Genomic DNA, 17618 nt, shown 5'->3' with positions numbered 1-17618 from the left:
GTAACAATTTTATTTCGATGGTACAATGTGTTTTTACGTAGTACGTACCACATCACGAAAATGCAGGAGTAGTCATGGCCCGTGGCGGTGTAAATAAGGCAGTAGTGCAAGCGGCGCGGTTGGCGATCCTCGCCCGCGGAGAAAACCCCAGCATTGATGCCATACGGATCGAAATGGGCAATACCGGCTCGAAAACCACGATTCATCGTTATCTGAAGGAATTGGGTAGCGACGCTCAACCCACCGAAACCGAACCGTCCGAGCCCATCGACGACGAGTTGCTGGCCCTGGTTTCGCGACTGGCGCAACGCCTCAAGGAACAGGCGCAAGCACCGATTGACCAAGCCCGCGAACAGTTCGAGTCGCAACGCAAAGCGCTGGAAACCGAGCTGGAACAAGCGCAAGAAGCCAACGTCGAGCTGAACCAGCAATATGAGATTCAGAGCCTGGCCCTGACCCAGGACTCGGAGGCGCTGCAAGAAACCCGCACCCTGTTGCAGGCCGAACAGACCCGCAACGCCGGACTGAACCAGGCGCTGGCCGATTTCGAGTTGCGCTTGCAGGACAAGGATGAACAGATCCGTTCGCTGGAAGAGAAGCACCTGCATGCTCGCGACGCGCTCGAACACTACCGCAACGCCGTCAAGGAGCAGCGCGAGCAGGAGCAAAGTCGCCATGAAGGCCAGGTGCAACAGCTGCAGATGGAACTGCGTCAGGCGCAGCAAAGCGCATTGGTGCGCCAGGATGAAATCACCCAGCTGCACCGCGACAACGAGCGCTTGCTGACCGAAAACCGCGGCACGCTGCGCGAGCTGAGTTCACTGCACGAACAACTCAAGCAGAGCAACAGCCGTCAGGATCAACTGCTGGAGCAAGCCACCCGCGTCGATAGCGAACGCACCCTCCTCCAGGAACGCTTGCGCGTCGCCCTGCTGGAAAGCCAGTCGCTCAAACAGAATGTCGACGAACAGTCGCAGATCAACAAGTCGCTGGAAATCATGCTGGCCAAGACCCGGACGGACCTTGAAGAAGAGAGCGTGCGCCTGGCGGCTGCCCTTGCGACAGCGCCAGACGCCACGAAGAACGCTTAACCGGCGACCGGGGTCCGCATGGTGACGAACTCTTCGGCGGCCGTCGGGTGTACGCCGATGGTTTCGTCGAAGTGGCGCTTGGTGGCCCCCGCCTTCAAGGCGATGGCCAGGCCCTGGACGATTTCACCGGCTTCCGGCCCGACCATGTGGCAACCCAGGACCTTGTCGGTCTTGGCGTCCACCACCAGCTTCATCAGCGTGCGCTCCTGGCACTCGGTGAGGGTCAGCTTCATCGGCCGGAAACGGCTTTCGAAGATCACCACCTCATGCCCGGCGTCGCGCGCTTCTTCTTCGGTGAGACCGACCGTGCCGATGGTCGGCAGGCTGAACACCGCCGTCGGGATCATTTTGTAGTCCACCGGGCGATACTGCTCAGGCTTGAACAGACGCCGCGCCACCGCCATGCCTTCGGCCAGCGCTACTGGCGTCAGCTGGACGCGCCCAATCACATCGCCAAGGGCCAGGATCGACGGCTCGGCGGTTTGATACTGATCATCGACCTCGACGAAACCCTTCTTGTCGAGCTTCACCCCAGTGTTTTCCAACCCGAGATTGTCCAGCATCGGACGCCGGCCCGTGGCGTAGAACACGCAATCGGCCTCCAGCTGACGACCATCCTTGAGCGTGACCTCAAGGCTGCCATCGGCCTGCTTGTCGATACGCTCGATGTCGGCGTTGAATTGCAGGTCCATGCCACGCTTGGTCAGCTCCTCCTGCAAATGCTTGCGCACGGCTCCGTCGAAGCCGCGCAGGAACAACTCTCCGCGATACAGCAAAGTGGTGTTGGCGCCCAGGCCGTGGAAAATCCCGGCAAATTCGACGGCGATGTAACCGCCGCCTACCACCAGCACACGCTTGGGCAGCTCTTTGAGGAAGAACGCCTGATTGGAACTGATCGCGTGTTCGTGCCCCGGAATGTCCGGGATCTGTGGCCAGCCACCCGTGGCGATCAGGATGTTTTTGGCGGTATGGCGCTCGCCATTGATCTCCACCGTATGAGGATCGACGAGCTTGGCGTGACCTTCATGCAACGTCACACCACTGTTGACCAGCAGGTTGCGATAAATGCCGTTGAGGCGATTGATCTCGCGGTCCTTGTTGGCGATCAGCGTCGCCCAGTCGAACTGCACCTCATCCAGGCTCCAGCCGAAACCCGATGCCTGCTCGAAGTCCTCGGCGAAGTGCGCGCCGTAGACCAGCAGCTTCTTCGGCACACAGCCGACGTTGACACAGGTGCCGCCCAGATAGCGACTCTCGGCCACGGCCACTTTCGCACCGAAACCAGCCGCAAACCGCGCCGCCCGCACACCGCCGGAACCGGCGCCAATCACATAAAGGTCAAAATCGTAGGCCATTGTCTATCTCCTCGGCAGGTGGACAGCATACCCGTGGGAGGTTGCCGGGCAAGCACTTTGAACACCCCGCCCTGAGACACCCCAGATTTCGATAGGCCGTATCGCGGATCTCGCCGTATGCGCCAGCACGAGGCCGGGTGCAGGTCTCACCCTATTAAAACCAGGTACCGGCGCCTCGGCCTTCCGATCATAAATTCCAGGCAAAAAAAACGCCCCGAGAGGTCGGGGCGTTTCATTGAGACAACCGCTGTTCTTTTCGGAGTCAGCCGGCCCTCGACACTTCCAGCTCAGCGCCTATCAGTACGCCTTGCCCGTCTTATAGAAGTTCTCAAAGCAGAAGTTGGTCGCGTCGATATAACCCTCGGCACCACCGCAGTCGAAACGCTTGCCCTTGAACTTGTACGCCATCACACAGCCGTTCTGGGCCTGCTTCATCAGGGCGTCGGTGATCTGGATTTCACCGCCCTTGCCTGGCTCGGTTTGTTCGATCAGGTCGAAGATGTCCGGGGTCAGGATGTAGCGACCGATGATGGCCAGGTTCGACGGAGCATCTTCCGGTTTTGGTTTTTCAACCATGCTGTGCACGCGGTAGATGTCGTCGCGGATCATCTCGCCAGCGATCACGCCATACTTGTTGGTTTCCTGCGGGTCGACTTCCTGGATGGCCACGATCGAGCAGCGGAACTGCTTGTACAGCTTGACCATCTGGGTCAGAACGCCGTCGCCTTCGAGGTTGACGCACAGGTCGTCCGCGAGTACCACGGCGAAGGGTTCGTCGCCGATCAGAGGACGGCCGGTCAGGATCGCGTGGCCCAGGCCTTTCATTTCGGTCTGGCGGGTGTAGGAGAACGAGCACTCGTCCAGCAGTTTGCGAATACCGACCAGGTATTTCTCCTTGTCAGTACCCTTGATCTGGTTTTCCAGCTCGTAGCTGATGTCGAAGTGGTCTTCCAGGGCGCGCTTGCCGCGACCGGTGACGATGGAGATTTCGGTCAAACCGGCATCCAGTGCTTCTTCGACGCCGTACTGGATCAGTGGCTTGTTTACCACCGGCAGCATTTCTTTGGGCATGGCTTTAGTCGCTGGCAGGAAGCGAGTACCGTAACCGGCTGCTGGGAACAAGCATTTCTTGATCATATAAGTCCTTGAAAGGGCTGTGTGTACGAGTTTCGGCGCAGTCTAATCAGGCGGCGTGCACCTTACAATGCCCCGCGCTGGCTAACCGATGCCATCATAGAGAAATATTCTTGCGGATAGTTCCGCAAGCGGTGTGTTCATCCTTCAGCAGCCTGTTAGTCATAGCAGAGACCGGCAGCTTTGCACGCATTGTCAACCGATCGACAATCGCACCACCCTACACCCATGGACACCCGTTGCGTGCATTTGGCGCTATCATGGCGCACTTGAACCAGCCAACGAGGCAGATAGATGTCGGCAGCAAAAAGCGTCAACGGGTACCTGATCAACAAGGCGAAAGACGGCCAATGGTGGATAGGCAACGCGGCTGGCGAGAATATCGTCGGACCTTTTCCGACTGAAGCCATGGCGATTGAAGTGGCATCGGTGCTGGAGCTGGAGCACCCGGAGCCCAAGCGACGCGGCAAGGACAAGACCTGATCACAAGCCTGCGTGTTCACAGCCCTGCCCTTGCGCAGGGCTTTTTTGGTGTTCGTGCAACGGAAGTGGCCTTTAGCTATAACCTTTTGCATCTGGCGCTGTCACAGCCTTTGCCCACCCCTATGACGACGACCTACCCATGACGAAATTTTTGCCATTGATCGCGATATTGGCCCTGAGTGGCTGTGCAACATCCGAAACCACCTACCTGAATAATGGCGAACAGGGCCTGGCCATCGATTGCTCCGGGGAAGCCAATTCATGGGCGAGCTGCTATGAAAAGGCCGACGCCTCCTGCGCCGGCACCGGCTACCGCATCGTGGGTACCGATGGCACCCCGGCGCCCAAGGAAAGCGACAAGACCCTGGGCGTTGACGTCGGCAACTACAAGAACCGCAGCGTGGTGGTGGTCTGCAAGTAAGGCGCCCTGCCCTACATGTGGATTTCGGCGAACTTGATGCCCAGGCCGCGCACGGTTTCGATCAGGTCGTCCAGGCGCGCGAAGGATTCCACTTCATCGTGGTCATCCACCAGGAAAAAACTGCGTCCGGCGCTCTTCTTGAAAAACACGATCCATTCCCCCGGATTCGCCGGGTTCTGAATCACATGGGTGGCACAGATAAGCCCCTCTGCGTGCCGCTCCCGTACCCGCTCTCGCTTCATGCCCCACTCCAGAAATGACAATGCCGCCAAAGCAGCACTTTGACGGCATGGGTGTTGAATGCGGGTAGTCTATCAGCCGGAAATGCACGCGGTCGCGGCATTGCGTACATCACGGGGACGCACCGGCACATTGGAGATGCGTTCATGGAGCTTGATGCCGCTGCCACCGGAGCGTTCTTCAATGTCGAACACCGCGGCCGGCCCGGATGACAATTTCTGCGGCACGATCACCCGCACGCCGTTTTTCTGTGGCTCGATTTGCAAGGCGCCACGGCTGTCGGCGAGTTTTTCGCTCAGGCATTGCGCGTACTCAAGGGGTTTCTTGCCTGAAATCACGTTCATGGTGGGCAACGTCTCGTTGATCTCCGAGACACTTGCGCAACCACTTGTCGCCAACGCCAATGGCAAGACCCACACACCCCACTTCATACGAAACCTCCGATAAAGACCCTCCGACAGCAAGGATGCGGTTTTTCTCCGGGTGCAGTGCATTAAAGCCAGCTTTTAATCCTCACCAAACGCCCAATAAGCGCTTTAAATTGTCAAAGCGGGCCTCGACAGCCGGATATTAAGGCGTGCGGGCTGATAAACTGCGCCCCATCGACCCATTGCTATCGTTTTGATTTGGTAGAAAAAGCCCTTCTGGAGGCGCCCATGAAATTTATTCACCAGCGCGAGCACCTCAACGAAGACGACATTGTCGTCATTCAATGCTCGCAGATGTGCAACATCCGTTTGATGAACGACGCGAACTTCCGCAGCTTCAAAAATGGTGGCCGCCATACTTACCACGGTGGCGCATTCGACACCTTCCCGGCCCGCATCACGGCGCCGAGTACCGGTTTCTGGAACATCACCATCGACACCGTCAATCGCCGGGCGATCAGCGTCACCCGCAAGCCGACCCTGACCCACTCGATCAAGATTATCCGCCGCTCCAGCTCGAAACTCAGCTGAGTGACGCTCCCGCTCGTAAACACACTGTCAGGAAGGTAGACCGTGGCCCAGACGACCAAATACGTCATCAAGTACAAACTCAACGGCGAACGCCGCTTCGAATTCGCCCAGCTGGAAAACGGCACCGAAGCCGAAGCCAAGGCTGCGCTCGACGCCCTGCATGGCCAGGGCGAAGACGTGATCAGCGAGATCAGCGTCAGCAAGGCCCTGTAACGCCCCGACGGCGGAATTTGACCGCAAGCGCCGGAGTGTTTGCATGTTCGGCGCGTTCCACACTGGCCACTTCACCCTTGGGTCAAGGAGTCAGCGCGATGTCCACCGGTTGCACCCGCTTTATCCATTGTTCATTGACAGCACGCCATGGCGAGGCCTGCCAATGAGCGAGCGCTACCTGGACCAACTCGATTGGGCGATGCTGGAACAGCAACTCGACCAGGATGGCTGCGCCGTCATCCCGTCGCTGTTGAGCCACAAGGCCTGTGACGAACTCAGCGCCTTGTACCCCCGCGCCGAGCCCTTTCGTTCGCACGTGATCATGGCCCGTCACGGTTTCGGTCGTGGCGAGTACAAATATTTCAGCTACCCGCTGCCGCGGCTGGTGGCTCGCCTGCGCAGCGCGCTCTACCCGCGACTTATCCCGATTGCCAATCGCTGGCATGAGCAGATGGGGCTGCCGAGCCGTTTCCCGCCAAGCCATGAAGCCTTCCTCGACCGTTGTCATGCCGCTGGTCAGCTACGTCCGACGCCCTTGTTGCTGCAATACGGGCCGCAGGACTACAACTGCCTGCATCAGGATCTGTACGGCGAACAGGTGTTTCCATTACAAGTGGCGATTCTTCTGTCAGAACCGGGTGAAGATTTCACCGGTGGCGAGTTTGTGATGACCGAGCAGCGCCCGCGCATGCAGTCACGCCCGCAGGTCGTCGACCTGAAAAAAGGGGATGCGGTGATCTTTGCGGTCAACCAGCGCCCGGTCCAGGGCGCACGGGGTTTCTACCGGGTGACCCTGCGCCACGGCGTCAGTCGCCTGCACAGCGGAAAACGGCATACCCTTGGCATTATCTTTCACGACGCGTCCTGAACCCCATGAGCCCCACTACCCTTGATTTGTTCGCCGATGCAGAGCCCGAGCAGCAAGCCCGGCGCGATCGGATCGGCGAGCAATCCTTTGTCTTGAGAGGCTTTGCCCTGCCCTGGCTGGAGCGCTTGCTGCCGGCGCTGGAGGCCGTGCTGGCGGCGGCGCCGTTTCGGCAAATGGTCACCCCTGGCGGTTTTACCATGTCGGTCGCCCTGAGCAGTTGCGGGACCTGGGGCTGGACCACCGACCGCAACGGCTATCGCTACACCCGCAACGATCCGCAGAGCGACCTGCCCTGGCCGCCCATGCCCGATATATTTTTCAAGCTGGCGCAAGCAGCGGCTCAAGCAGCGGGCTTTACCGGGTTTATCCCGGATTCCTGCCTGATCAACCGCTATGTCCCGGGGGCGAAAATGTCATTGCATCAGGACAAGGACGAAAAGTCCTATGCGGCGCCTATTGTGTCGGTGTCGCTGGGGTTGCCGGCGATGTTCCTGTTCGGCGGCTTCGCCCGCAGCGATAAAAGCCAGCGAGTGCCGTTGCTGCATGGCGACATCGTGGTCTGGGGCGGTGTGGATCGCCTGCGTTATCACGGGGTCCTGCCGATCAAGGACGGCCAGCACCCGCGCCTCGGCGAACAACGGATCAACTTCACGTTTCGACGCGCCGGATGACGCCCCGGAGTTTGATCGCAAGCGCCGGAGTGTGGGGGCATGGGCAGGTGGTTAATCTGCGGGAAACGGGTCAAAGGATGTAAAGCCATGACAAGCCAATCGACAACCATCACCACCGAACACGATCCCCGCTGGGCCGCTGTGGTCGCCCGCGATCCACAGGCGGACGGGCAGTTTGTGTACGCGGTGAAGACCACCGGGGTCTACTGCAATCCCAGCAGCCTGGCGCGCTTGCCGAAACCGCAGAATGTCGAGTTCTTCGACACCGCCGAACTGGCGCAAGCCGCAGGCTACCGTCCGAGCAAACGCGCGGCCAAGGATCAAACCGAGCTTGCCGCCCGACATGCCGCCACCGTGGCCGCCGCGTGCCGGCAGATCGAAGCCGCCGAAGCCCTGCCCGCGCTGAACGAACTGGCCCGTGTCGCGGGGCTGAGCAGCTTTCACTTCCACCGGGTGTTCAAGGCGGTGACCGGCCTGACGCCCAGGGGTTACGCCGCGGCCCATCGATCACGCCGGGTGCGCGAACGGCTGGCGGATGGCCGTTCGGTCACCGACGCCTTGTACGATGCCGGCTTCAACTCCAACAGTCGTTTCTATGAAGCGGCGGATCAGGTCCTGGGCATGAAACCGGCCGATTACCGCGCCGCCGGCCAGAACAACGACATCCGTTTTGCGGTTGGCCAGTGCTCGCTCGGGGCAATCCTGGTGGCGCAGAGCGAACGCGGGGTGTGCGCGATCCTGTTGGGTGATGATCCGCAGCAATTGGTCTGTGACCTGCAGGACAGGTTTCGCCGGGCCAATCTGATTGGCGCCGATCGAGGCTTCGAACAGTTGATCGCCCGGGTCGTCGGCTTTATCGAAGCCCCGGCCCTGGGCCTGGACTTGCCACTGGATGTACGGGGTACGGCGTTTCAGGAACGGGTCTGGCAAGCCTTGCGGGAGATTCCCGCCGGCAGCACCGCCAGCTATGCCGATATCGCCCGGCGCATCGGCTGCCCGAAAGCCGTCCGCGCCGTGGCACAGGCCTGCGGTGCGAACAGCCTGGCCGTGGCAATCCCCTGCCACCGCGTGGTGCGCAGCGATGGCAATCTGTCGGGGTATCGCTGGGGGGTGGAGCGCAAGCGGCAGTTGCTGGATCGGGAAAGCCACACATAGCCCTTACAGGAGCGAGCACATTCGCGATGGTCGCCAACGATGACGCGTGCTTGCCGGATGAACGCGGTGCGCTGGCGACCATCGCGACCATCGCGAGCATGCTCGCTCCTACAGGGGTTTTGTGTTCAATCAGCGATTCACATCCACCACCACCCGCCCGCGCAATTGTCCGGCCAGCAGGCGCGGTGCCGCCTCGATGGCTTCGCTCAAGCCGATTTCATGGCTGATCAATGGCAGCAGGTTGAAATCCAGGTCCTGCGCCAGTCGCGCCCAGGCCTCCACGCGCTTGGCCTTGGGTTGCGTCACGCTGTTGATGCCGGCCAGGGTTACGCCGCGCAGGATGAAGGGGGCGACGGAGGCCGGAAAATCCATGCCTTGGGCCAGGCCACAAGCAGCAACGGTGCCATTGGCCCGGGTGCTGGCACAGGCGTTGGCCAGGGTGTGGCTGCCCACCGAATCGATAACCGCCGCCCAGCGCTCCTTGGCCAGGGGCTTGCCCGGCTCGGACAGCGTGGCGCGATCAATGATGTCGCTGGCGCCCAGTTGCTTGAGGTAGTCGTGCTCCGAGGTGCGACCGGTGGACGCGACCACCCGGTAACCCAGCCTGCTCAGCAGCGCGATGGCGAAACTGCCCACGCCGCCGTTGGCGCCCGTGACCAATACCTCGCCCTGCCCGGGTGTCACTCCGTTATGTTCCAGCGCCAGGATACTCAGCATCGCTGTGTAACCGGCAGTGCCGATGGCCATGGCTTGCGCGGCGGTAAAGGCCGGGGGTAGCGCAATCAGCCAATCCCCATTGAGCCGTGCTTTTTGCGCCAGGCCACCCCAATGCCCTTCGCCCACGCCCCAGCCGTTGAGCAGGACTTTGTCACCGACCTTGTAGTCCGGATGCCCACTGACTTCGACAGTCCCCGCCAGATCAATACCCGGCACCATCGGGAATTTTCGCACCACCGGGCTGCTGCCGGTGATCGCCAGGCCATCCTTGAAATTTAACGTGCTGTAGGCCACACGGACTGTCACATCGCCTTCGGGCAGTTGATCGTCACTGATCTCTTGCAGTGTGGCGCGGTAACCGCTGTCGTCTTTGTCGATCAAGATGCCTTGGAACATGACTGCCTCCTGGTGGGTTCACCTGTTGTGATCGGAATTAAATACCACATCGCAAAAAAATACCGTACTCGACTTTAAGCCAATTCAGCGCACCGCCGGGTTTTTCCATCGCCGACGGCTATGCTTTTTTCGCGGCGCTGAAAGCTGCAAGCCCTGTCCTGTCGATGGAGTTGACTATGCCTCACCTACGCTCGCTAACCGCTTGGCTGATGCTCTGTCTGCTGGTGTTCACGAACGTTGAGGCCGCGCCGGCCCAAACCGCCACTGCACCTGCCCCTGATAGCCCAGGCTGGCCCCAGGTGCTGACCAGCGGCGACACCCGGCTGACCCTCTATCAACCGCAACTCGACAGTTGGGACGGCTACACCCTGCAGGGACGGGCAGCGGTCGAAGCCACGGCGGCGGATGGCAAGTCCACCTACGGCATCGTGCAGTTCAGCGCCCATACGCTGGTCGACAAGGCAACCCGCTGGGTCGCGCTCGATCAATACACCCTGACCAAAGCCGATTTCCCTTCAAGCGCGGCAAAGGCCGACAGCTGGATCGCCACATTGAAAAAGGATGCGGCGAATCGCACGAAGATGATTCCCCTGGATCAACTCGAGGCTGCCGTGGGCGCGATCGCCGCCGAGCGGCAATCCAGCCGCGAGCCGATCGAAAACACCCCGCCGACCATCATCACGTCCGAAGTGCCTGCAATGCTGGTGTACATCGATGGCGAGCCGGCCTATCGCCCGGTCGAGAGCACTGCATTGCAACGAGTCATCAATACCCGGCCGCTGCTGCTCAAGGACGCCCAGGGCAAACACTACCTGCACGTGTTTGATGGCTGGATGGTAGCGGATGGGTTGAGCGGGCCCTATGCGCCGCTGCCCTCACCGTCGGCTGAACTGGAAAAAGCCAAAAATGCCGCCATCCAGGGCCGCCAGGTCGACCTGCTGACTGGCCAGAGCGATCCGAAGGACCAGATTCCGTCACTGACCAAACCTCCGGTGCCACAGATTCATATCGCCACGGCGCCGACGGAACTGATCGTCACGGACGGCGCCGCGCAATGGCTGCCGATCCAGGGCACCCAACTGCTCTACGTGACCAACACCACCGGGCACATTTTCAAGGAGATCGGCGACCAGGACAGCTATCTGCTGATCTCCGGACGCTGGTTCCGCGCCCAGGACATGCAAGGGCCATGGAGCTTCGTGCCGGCCGATAAATTGCCGGCGGACTTTGCCAACATTCCCGACGACAGTGCCAAAGAAAACGTCAAGGCCTCGGTCGCCGGTACGCCTCAAGCGAAAGAAGCCGCGATTGCCGCCTCCATCCCACAGACCTCGGCCGTCAAGAAAAGCCAACTCAAGATGACGCCGCCGGCATTCGACGGCGAACCGCAATTCAAGGCCATCAGTGACACGCCCTTGGCATACGTGGTGAACAGCCCGACGCCGATCATCCGGGTTGACCCGCAAAGCTGGTACGCGGTCGAAAACGGTGTCTGGTTCGTGGCCACCTCGGTGCAGGGTCCCTGGTCGGTCGCGACCACCGTGCCTGCGGTGATTTACTCGATTCCACCAAGTTCGCCAATGCACTACATCACCTACGTCAAAGTCTATTCGGCCAGTGGCGATACCGTGGTTGTGGGTTATACGCCGGGTTATCAGGGCTCCACCGTAGACCCCGTCAGCGGCGTGGTGGTGTACGGCACCGGTTATCCCTACACACCGTGGATCGGCAGCGTCTGGTACGGGCCGCCGGTGACCTATGGATTCGGCGTGGCAATCCGCTATACGCCATGGACCGGCTGGACGTTTGGCTTCGGTTTTGGATGGAGCTGGGGCGGCAGTACCGTGGCAGTTGGTTGGGGTTGGGGCGCTTACCCCTGGTGGGGCAATTATGGATGGGGTTATGCCTGGGGCCCGCACCTGTATCCCGCGCCGATGCCCTGGGGCGGTGTCGCCTACGGCTATCACGGCGGCGCGGTGGCCTGGGGGCCCGGTGGCTGGGCCGGCACCACGGGCAATATTTATCGTCAGTGGGGCGATCGCGCCTCGGACAGTCGCTACGGCGCCGGTTACAACGCCTGGACCGGCAACCGCTGGGCTGGCCAGGTCGGCGCCTCCTACAACTCGCGCACCGGCGTCGCGGCGGCCGGCCAGCGCGGCGCCGTACAGAATGTCTATACCGGCAACTACGCGGCCGGTCGCAGTGGCGTGGCGGTCGGCCCCGGTGGCGCGGCGATCGCCGGCCAGCACGTGACGGCGGGCAACGCGCGCACCGGCGCGCAGGTCAGCGCCAACCGGGGCGCCGTGTACAACCCCAATACCGGTGACACCACGCAATACCGCGGCGTGCACGGTCGCAACAGTGGCGCCGCGCAAATCGGCGACAACGTGTACGCAGGGCACGATGGCAACGTCTACAAGAAAACCGATGACGGCTGGCAATCGATGGTCGGCGGTGCGAACCGGGCCAATGCGACGCAAGTGCAGAATCTGGACCGGGATTCAACCGCACGCTCGTTCGGTAACGACCGTTTCAACAACTTCCACAACTCGTCCCAAATGATGAATCGCTCGTTCGGTGGCGGCGGACTGCACCGGCGCTGACGGGCGAGCCGGGCGCCAAACATGACTGGCCTTGGGTCAGTCATGCTGCTACAAAACCCCATCGACCGCCCCTGCCCGGTTCCACATCGGAGAATTCGCAAAATGAGCCAATGGCCAGACACCCGCATCCTCGACCTGCTCGGGATCGAACTGCCGATCATCCAGGGCCCCATGGCCGGCGCGACCCACTCGTCCATGGTCATCGCGGCATGTAACGCCGGAGGCCTGGGCTCGATGCCGGCGGCCATGCTCAGCATCGAGCAATTGCGCCAAGAGCTGAAAACCATCCGCCAGCACACCCAGCGCCCGATCAACGTCAACTTCTTCTGTCATCAACCACCGCCCGTGGATGAGCAACGCGCGCAAGACTGGAAGCGCCTGCTGGAACCCTATTATCGAGAATTGGGTGTCGACTTCGAGGCGCCGACACCGGTGTCCAATCGAGCCCCCTTCGATGCCGCCGGTTGTGAAGTCATCGAGGCGTTTCGCCCCGAAGTCGTGAGTTTCCACTTTGGCCTGCCGGAAAAATCCCTGCTGGATCGGGTAAAGGCCACCGGGGCAAAGGTGCTGTCGTCGGCGACCACCGTCGAAGAGGCGGTCTGGCTTGAGCAGCATGGTTGTGACGCGATCATCGCCATGGGCTACGAAGCGGGCGGCCACCGTGGAATGTTTCTCAGCGATGACCTGAGCAGTCAGGTCGGCACCTTCGCGCTGGTGCCACAGGTGGTGGATGCGGTGAAAGTGCCGGTGATTGCCGCCGGCGGCATTGCCGATGCGCGAGGGGTGGCGGCGGCTTTCATGTTGGGGGCCTCGGCGGTGCAGGTGGGGACGGCCTACTTGTTCACACCGGAAGCCAGGGTCAGCGCCTCCCATCACCAGGCACTGCGTACGGCCCGAGAGAGCGAGACCGCCGTGACCAACCTGTTCACCGGGCGCCCGGCGCGGGGGATTCTCAATCGGGTGATGCGCGAGCTCGGGCCGATGAACGCTAAGGCACCGGCCTTCCCGCTGGCCGGTGGTGCGCTCATGCCGTTACGGGCCAAGGGAGAAGCCGATTTCAGCAACCTCTGGGCCGGACAAGCGTTTACGTTGGGGGTTGAGTTGACGACCGCTGAACTGACCCGGCGACTGGCGGATGAAGGGTTGGCGAAGCTGACCCGGACCGCGTAGCCGCTGCCGGAGGCTGCGTTCGGCTGCTACGGGGAGACGCGCGATCATCCAATACATTCCGTTTGAAGGCATTTCGCTATATATTTAAATACATAGCGATTCACCCCCTCGTCACATTTGCCTGTAACGGAGCCGTTTCATGACCTTTCGCGCCTCACGTTTTGCCCCCACTTGCCTGGCGACTTTGGTCGCCATGTTCGCCTTCGGCACTGCCCAGGCCGACGAAGTCCAGGTCGCGGTCGCTGCCAACTTCACAGCGCCCATCCAGGCGATTGCCGCCGATTTCGAAAAGGACACTGGTCATAAACTGGTGACTTCGTTCGGTGCGACCGGTCAGTTCTATACCCAGATCAAGAATGGCGCGCCGTTCGAAGTGTTCCTTTCGGCGGACGACACCACCCCGGAGAAACTGGAAAAAGAAGGCGACACGGTCAAGGGCTCGCGCTTTACCTACGCCATCGGCACCCTGGCGCTGTGGTCGGCCAAGGAAGGTTATGTCGATGCCAAGGGCCAGGTACTGAGCGACAACCAGTATCAGCACCTGTCCATCGCCAACCCGAAAGCTGCGCCTTATGGCCTGGCGGCCACCCAGGTGCTGGCCAAAAAAGGCCTGACCGACAAGGTCAAGGACAAAATCGTTGAAGGCCAGAACATCACCCAGGCCTATCAGTTCGTGTCCACCGGCAATGCCGAATTGGGCTTCGTGGCCTTGTCGCAGATCTACAAAGACGGCAAAGTCACCGGCGGTTCGGCCTGGATCGTTCCGGCAGACCTGCATGACCCGATCAAACAAGACGCGGTCATTCTCAACAAGGGCAAGGACAATCCGGCTGCCAAAGCGCTGGTTGACTACCTCAAGGGCCCGAAAGCCGCTGCTGTCATCAAGTCCTACGGTTACCAACTCTAAATGACCCTGACGAGTGCCGATTTTTCCGCCATCTGGCTGACCCTGAAACTGGCGTCCCTGACGACCGTCATCCTGTTGCTGATCGGCACTCCGCTGGCGTTGTGGCTCTCGCGCACCCAATCCTGGCTGCGCGGCCCGGTCGGGGCGATCGTCGCCCTGCCCCTGGTGCTGCCGCCCACGGTGATCGGCTTTTACCTGTTGCTGGCCCTCGGCCCGCACGGGTTTGTCGGCCAGTTCACCCAGTCACTGGGGCTTGGCACCCTGACATTCAGTTTTGCCGGGTTGGTGATCGGTTCGGTGCTGTACTCGATGCCGTTCGTGGTCCAGCCCCTGCAAAACGCATTTTCCGCCATTGGCACCCGTCCGCTGGAAGTGGCCGCGACCCTGCGCGCCAACCCCTGGGACAGCTTTTTCAGTGTGACCCTGCCCTTGGCCCGCCCCGGCTTCATCACGGCGGCCATTCTCGGCTTCGCCCATACCGTCGGCGAGTTCGGCGTGGTGCTGATGATCGGCGGCAATATTCCCGACAAGACCCGGGTGGTCTCGGTGCAGATCTACGACCACGTCGAAGCCATGGAATACGCCCAGGCCCATTGGCTGGCCGGGGCGATGCTGGTGTTCTCCTTTGCGGTATTGCTGGCGCTGTACTCCAGCCGTAAAACCAAAGCGGGCTGGAGCTGATCGATGATTCAGATGCGATTGAAGATGAGTTATTCGGGGTTCGCCCTGGATGTCGACTTGCAGTTGCCCGGCCGTGGCGTCACGGCGCTCTACGGCCATTCCGGCTCGGGCAAGACCACGTGCCTGCGCTGCATTGCCGGCCTGGAGCGCGCCGACCGAGGCTTTATCCAGGTCAACGACGAAGTCTGGCAGGACAGTGAGCAGAAGATGTTCGTCGCCCCGCACAAGCGTGCCCTGGGCTACGTGTTTCAGGAAGCCAGCCTGTTCCCGCATCTGTCGGTGCTGGCCAACCTTGAATTCGGCCTGAAGCGAATCCCGAAACCCCAGCGTCGGGTCGACATGGCCCACGCCACCGAGTTGCTGGGGATCGGCCACCTGCTCGATCGCCATCCGCAACACTTGTCAGGCGGTGAACGGCAGCGCATCGGCATCGCCCGCGCCCTGCTCACCAGCCCGAAACTGTTACTGATGGATGAACCGCTGGCTGCCCTGGACTCTCAGCGCAAAAGCGAAATCCTGCCCTACCTGCAACGGCTGCACGATGAACTGGACATCCCGGTGCTCTACGTCAGCCACTCCCAGGATGAAGTGGCGCGGCTGGCCGATCATATCGTGCTGCTCAGCAACGGCAAGGCACTGGCCAGCGGCCCCATCGGCCAGACCCTGGCCCGTCTCGACTTGCCACTGGCGCTGGGCGACGACGCGGGCGTGGTGATCGAGGGTCGCGTCAGCCGTTACGACGCCGATTACCAGTTGCTGACCCTGCAACTGCCCGGGACGGCCCTGGATATCCGCGTGACCCATACGCCGATGGCGCCGGGCCAGGCGTTGCGCTGCAAGGTCCAGGCGCGGGATGTCAGCCTGAGCCTGCACAACGCCGAGCACAGCAGCATTCTCAATCGCCTGCCCGTCACCGTGGTCAGTGAAATGGGTGCCGACAACGCCGCCCATGTGCTGGTGCGCCTGGACGCCGCGGGCACGCCACTGCTGGCGCGGATCACCCGCTACTCGCGCGACCAGTTGAACGTGCATCCCGGACAGCCACTCTGGGCCCAGATCAAGGCCGTGGCGGTCCTGGCATAACTCCACTGGCACGACTGGCGCACCGTGGGGTCAATGGCTGTAACGCCCCCCGGATTCCTTGCCCAGGACAATCGCCATGCCCGATGCGCTGCCGCCCGACCTGCATTACGTCGATGACACGCTGCCCGGAATCGCCCGCAAGACATTGCGCGGCAAGGTCTGTTATTTCGATCCGGCCGGTCAACGCATCACCGATCCCGACGAGATTGGGCGCATCAATGCCCTCGCGGTGCCGCCGGCCTACACCGATGTGTGGATCTGCGCCGACCCGCGCGGGCATCTGCAAGCCACCGGCCGCGACGCGCGAGGTCGCAAGCAGTACCGCTATCACCCGCGCTGGCGTGAAGTGCGCGACACCGACAAGTATTCGCGCCTGCGGGATTTTGGCCTGGCATTGCCTAAACTGCGTAAAAAACTGGAGGCCATCCTGGCCGCTCCGGGTTTCAGTCGCGAGAAGGTCATGGCCACGGTCATTACCCTGCTCGATGCGACATTGATCCGTGTGGGCAACGCTCAATACGCCCGGGACAACCGTTCCTATGGCCTGACCACCCTGCGCGACCGTCACGTGGAGATCAACGGCAGCGCGATCAAATTCCAGTTTCGGGGCAAAAGTGGCGTCGAACATCAAATCACCGTGAAGGACCGGCGGCTGGCGAGAATCGTCAAGCGTTGCCAGGAGATACCCGGGCAGAACCTCTTTCAATACCTCGATGAGAACGGTGAACGGCATACGGTCACCTCCGCCGACATCAACGCCTACTTGCAAACCCTGACCGGCGCCGATTTCACCGCCAAGGATTACCGCACCTGGGCCGGCAGCGCCCTGGCGCTCTCCGTGCTGCGCGAGTTGCAGTGGGAGCCGGAATCGGAGGCGAAGCGGCAAGTGGTGGAAATGGTCAAAAGCGTCGCCAGACAACTGGGTAATACACCGGCGGTTTGCCGCAAGTGCTACATCCATCCCGGTGTACTCGACGGATTTCATTTAGGTGCATTGGCCAAATTACCCAGGCCCAGGGTGCGCAAAGGCTTGCGTGCCGAAGAGGTCGCGCTGGCCATGCTGCTGGAGCAACTGGCGTCTGAACCGACGAATTGACCTGCCTATTTTTTGCACGATGACAAATGGCTTCTATAGTTGATCTGTACACAAATCAGCTGCGGTGAAGCCATGGAAGACATATTCGTCGTCAAGCGCTGCAACAAGATCATTATTCATGGACGCCGGGCCGGTGAAATCGGACATCCACCCCCGGATGCCGCCGTCTGGTACCGCATAAACGATACCCGCACCAACGGCTTCATCGGTGACGGCTACGATCTTGAAGAAGACGCGTTGCGCGTCTGCCGCCAGCTGAATGCCAGATCACAAGTGACAGCCCGCCAAGGCTGATGAGCCTTGACGTGCTTTTTACGGGTCTATACTGAAGAGAGCGCTGAGGGACCAGCGACCATCGGTAGAAGCTCGCTCCCA

20 protein-coding genes are annotated in these 17618 nt (G+C 61.2%); 15 read left to right on the top strand and 5 right to left on the bottom strand.

What is annotated here, in order from left to right; all coding sequences use genetic code 11:
- Positions 1–74: 74 nt before the first annotated feature.
- Positions 75–1091, top strand: coding sequence for a DNA-binding protein (locus F8N66_RS13240; RefSeq protein WP_150770587.1), 1017 nt, complete (start codon positions 75–77; stop codon positions 1089–1091).
- Here the strand turns inward: F8N66_RS13240 and gorA are convergent.
- Together gorA and galU are read right to left on the bottom strand one after the other, a co-directional pair.
- Positions 1088–2446: a glutathione-disulfide reductase gene (gene gorA, locus F8N66_RS13235; RefSeq protein ID WP_150770586.1), complete on the bottom strand. Its 1359-nt coding sequence runs from the start codon at positions 2444–2446 to the stop codon at positions 1088–1090. The two genes, F8N66_RS13240 and gorA, sit on opposite strands and share 4 nt — an antisense overlap.
- 297 nt (positions 2447–2743) lie before the next feature.
- Complete coding sequence (galU, locus tag F8N66_RS13230) at positions 2744–3583, bottom strand: UTP--glucose-1-phosphate uridylyltransferase GalU (RefSeq protein ID WP_003182953.1); 840 nt, start codon at positions 3581–3583, stop codon at positions 2744–2746.
- A gap of 291 nt (positions 3584–3874) precedes the next feature.
- On the opposite strand from galU, the gene F8N66_RS13225 reads away from it, so the two are divergent.
- Positions 3875–4063 carry a hypothetical protein gene (locus tag F8N66_RS13225; protein ID WP_150770585.1) on the top strand — a complete coding sequence of 63 codons (189 nt, stop codon included), beginning with the start codon at positions 3875–3877 and terminating at the stop codon, positions 4061–4063.
- A gap of 139 nt (positions 4064–4202) precedes the next feature.
- The gene (locus tag F8N66_RS13220; protein WP_150770584.1) at positions 4203–4484 is read left to right on the top strand and encodes a hypothetical protein; all 282 of its coding nucleotides are present in this window, start codon (positions 4203–4205) and stop codon (positions 4482–4484) included.
- Between the two features lie 11 nt (positions 4485–4495).
- On the opposite strand, the gene F8N66_RS13215 is transcribed toward F8N66_RS13220, so the two are convergent.
- Positions 4496–4726: a hypothetical protein gene (locus tag F8N66_RS13215; protein WP_150770583.1), complete on the bottom strand. Its 231-nt coding sequence runs from the start codon at positions 4724–4726 to the stop codon at positions 4496–4498.
- Between the two features lie 72 nt (positions 4727–4798).
- Positions 4799–5155: a hypothetical protein gene (locus F8N66_RS13210; protein WP_150770582.1), complete on the bottom strand. Its 357-nt coding sequence runs from the start codon at positions 5153–5155 to the stop codon at positions 4799–4801.
- Positions 5156–5380: 225 nt separating this feature from the next.
- Here F8N66_RS13210 and F8N66_RS13205 point away from each other — a divergent pair, with 225 nt between their 5' ends.
- The 5 genes from F8N66_RS13205 (at position 5381) to ada (ending at position 8590) form a co-directional block, all read left to right on the top strand.
- Positions 5381–5683 (top strand): DUF1883 domain-containing protein, encoded by a 303-nt coding sequence (locus tag F8N66_RS13205; protein ID WP_057400164.1) that lies wholly within the window; start codon positions 5381–5383, stop codon positions 5681–5683.
- Positions 5684–5725: 42 nt separating this feature from the next.
- The gene (locus F8N66_RS31480) at positions 5726–5896 is read left to right on the top strand and encodes a hypothetical protein (RefSeq protein ID WP_191622984.1); all 171 of its coding nucleotides are present in this window, start codon (positions 5726–5728) and stop codon (positions 5894–5896) included.
- Positions 5897–6059: 163 nt separating this feature from the next.
- Positions 6060–6764 (top strand): 2OG-Fe(II) oxygenase, encoded by a 705-nt coding sequence (locus F8N66_RS13200; protein ID WP_150770581.1) that lies wholly within the window; start codon positions 6060–6062, stop codon positions 6762–6764.
- Between the two features lie 5 nt (positions 6765–6769).
- Positions 6770–7435, top strand: a complete 666-nt coding sequence (gene alkB / locus F8N66_RS13195; RefSeq protein WP_150770580.1) for a DNA oxidative demethylase AlkB — start codon at positions 6770–6772, stop codon at positions 7433–7435.
- Positions 7436–7522: 87 nt separating this feature from the next.
- Positions 7523–8590, top strand: coding sequence for a bifunctional DNA-binding transcriptional regulator/O6-methylguanine-DNA methyltransferase Ada (ada, locus tag F8N66_RS13190; RefSeq protein WP_150770579.1), 1068 nt, complete (start codon positions 7523–7525; stop codon positions 8588–8590).
- Between the two features lie 129 nt (positions 8591–8719).
- On the opposite strand, the gene F8N66_RS13185 is transcribed toward ada, so the two are convergent.
- Positions 8720–9703, bottom strand: a complete 984-nt coding sequence (locus F8N66_RS13185) for an MDR family oxidoreductase (RefSeq protein ID WP_150770578.1) — start codon at positions 9701–9703, stop codon at positions 8720–8722.
- Between the two features lie 176 nt (positions 9704–9879).
- On the opposite strand from F8N66_RS13185, the gene F8N66_RS13180 reads away from it, so the two are divergent.
- The 7 genes from F8N66_RS13180 (at position 9880) to F8N66_RS13150 (ending at position 17537) form a co-directional block, all read left to right on the top strand.
- The gene (locus tag F8N66_RS13180; protein WP_150770577.1) at positions 9880–12306 is read left to right on the top strand and encodes an autotransporter; all 2427 of its coding nucleotides are present in this window, start codon (positions 9880–9882) and stop codon (positions 12304–12306) included.
- Between the two features lie 102 nt (positions 12307–12408).
- On the top strand, positions 12409–13476 hold the full coding sequence (locus tag F8N66_RS13175; protein WP_150770576.1) for an NAD(P)H-dependent flavin oxidoreductase: 1068 nt from the start codon (positions 12409–12411) through the stop codon (positions 13474–13476).
- A gap of 139 nt (positions 13477–13615) precedes the next feature.
- The gene (gene modA / locus F8N66_RS13170) at positions 13616–14383 is read left to right on the top strand and encodes a molybdate ABC transporter substrate-binding protein (protein WP_150770575.1); all 768 of its coding nucleotides are present in this window, start codon (positions 13616–13618) and stop codon (positions 14381–14383) included.
- The gene (gene modB / locus F8N66_RS13165) at positions 14384–15064 is read left to right on the top strand and encodes a molybdate ABC transporter permease subunit (RefSeq protein ID WP_150770574.1); all 681 of its coding nucleotides are present in this window, start codon (positions 14384–14386) and stop codon (positions 15062–15064) included.
- Between the two features lie 3 nt (positions 15065–15067).
- On the top strand, positions 15068–16147 hold the full coding sequence (gene modC / locus F8N66_RS13160) for a molybdenum ABC transporter ATP-binding protein (RefSeq protein WP_150770573.1): 1080 nt from the start codon (positions 15068–15070) through the stop codon (positions 16145–16147).
- 76 nt (positions 16148–16223) lie between these two features.
- Positions 16224–17243 (top strand): DNA topoisomerase IB, encoded by a 1020-nt coding sequence (locus F8N66_RS13155; protein WP_412070733.1) that lies wholly within the window; start codon positions 16224–16226, stop codon positions 17241–17243.
- Between the two features lie 72 nt (positions 17244–17315).
- Positions 17316–17537, top strand: a complete 222-nt coding sequence (locus F8N66_RS13150) for a hypothetical protein (RefSeq protein ID WP_150770571.1) — start codon at positions 17316–17318, stop codon at positions 17535–17537.
- Positions 17538–17618 lie beyond the last annotated feature (81 nt).

Origin of the sequence: Pseudomonas fluorescens, from assembly GCF_902498195.1 — a bacterium.
Taxonomy (GTDB): Bacteria; Pseudomonadota; Gammaproteobacteria; order Pseudomonadales; family Pseudomonadaceae; genus Aquipseudomonas; species Aquipseudomonas fluorescens_BU.
Note: the sequence above shows the minus strand (reverse complement) of the source record. Positions and strands in the feature narration are given on the sequence as shown.

What these genes read in the sequence shown, in the direction of transcription:
- F8N66_RS13150 (WP_150770571.1), top strand. Translation starts at nt 17,316, where the DNA reads ATGGAAGACATATTCGTCGTCAAGCGCTGCAACAAGATCATTATTCAT.
- F8N66_RS13220 (WP_150770584.1), top strand. Translation starts at nt 4,203, where the DNA reads ATGACGAAATTTTTGCCATTGATCGCGATATTGGCCCTGAGTGGCTGT.
- F8N66_RS13155 (WP_412070733.1), top strand. Translation starts at nt 16,224, where the DNA reads ATGCCCGATGCGCTGCCGCCCGACCTGCATTACGTCGATGACACGCTG.
- F8N66_RS13205 (WP_057400164.1), top strand. Translation starts at nt 5,381, where the DNA reads ATGAAATTTATTCACCAGCGCGAGCACCTCAACGAAGACGACATTGTC.
- F8N66_RS13200 (WP_150770581.1), top strand. Translation starts at nt 6,060, where the DNA reads ATGAGCGAGCGCTACCTGGACCAACTCGATTGGGCGATGCTGGAACAG.
- alkB (WP_150770580.1), top strand. Translation starts at nt 6,770, where the DNA reads ATGAGCCCCACTACCCTTGATTTGTTCGCCGATGCAGAGCCCGAGCAG.
- F8N66_RS13180 (WP_150770577.1), top strand. Translation starts at nt 9,880, where the DNA reads ATGCCTCACCTACGCTCGCTAACCGCTTGGCTGATGCTCTGTCTGCTG.
- modC (WP_150770573.1), top strand. Translation starts at nt 15,068, where the DNA reads ATGATTCAGATGCGATTGAAGATGAGTTATTCGGGGTTCGCCCTGGAT.
- F8N66_RS13215 (WP_150770583.1), bottom strand. Translation starts at nt 4,726, where the DNA reads ATGAAGCGAGAGCGGGTACGGGAGCGGCACGCAGAGGGGCTTATCTGT.
- modB (WP_150770574.1), top strand. Translation starts at nt 14,384, where the DNA reads ATGACCCTGACGAGTGCCGATTTTTCCGCCATCTGGCTGACCCTGAAA.
- F8N66_RS13225 (WP_150770585.1), top strand. Translation starts at nt 3,875, where the DNA reads ATGTCGGCAGCAAAAAGCGTCAACGGGTACCTGATCAACAAGGCGAAA.
- galU (WP_003182953.1), bottom strand. Translation starts at nt 3,583, where the DNA reads ATGATCAAGAAATGCTTGTTCCCAGCAGCCGGTTACGGTACTCGCTTC.
- ada (WP_150770579.1), top strand. Translation starts at nt 7,523, where the DNA reads ATGACAAGCCAATCGACAACCATCACCACCGAACACGATCCCCGCTGG.
- F8N66_RS13240 (WP_150770587.1), top strand. Translation starts at nt 75, where the DNA reads ATGGCCCGTGGCGGTGTAAATAAGGCAGTAGTGCAAGCGGCGCGGTTG.
- modA (WP_150770575.1), top strand. Translation starts at nt 13,616, where the DNA reads ATGACCTTTCGCGCCTCACGTTTTGCCCCCACTTGCCTGGCGACTTTG.
- F8N66_RS13175 (WP_150770576.1), top strand. Translation starts at nt 12,409, where the DNA reads ATGAGCCAATGGCCAGACACCCGCATCCTCGACCTGCTCGGGATCGAA.
- F8N66_RS13185 (WP_150770578.1), bottom strand. Translation starts at nt 9,703, where the DNA reads ATGTTCCAAGGCATCTTGATCGACAAAGACGACAGCGGTTACCGCGCC.
- F8N66_RS13210 (WP_150770582.1), bottom strand. Translation starts at nt 5,155, where the DNA reads ATGAAGTGGGGTGTGTGGGTCTTGCCATTGGCGTTGGCGACAAGTGGT.
- gorA (WP_150770586.1), bottom strand. Translation starts at nt 2,446, where the DNA reads ATGGCCTACGATTTTGACCTTTATGTGATTGGCGCCGGTTCCGGCGGT.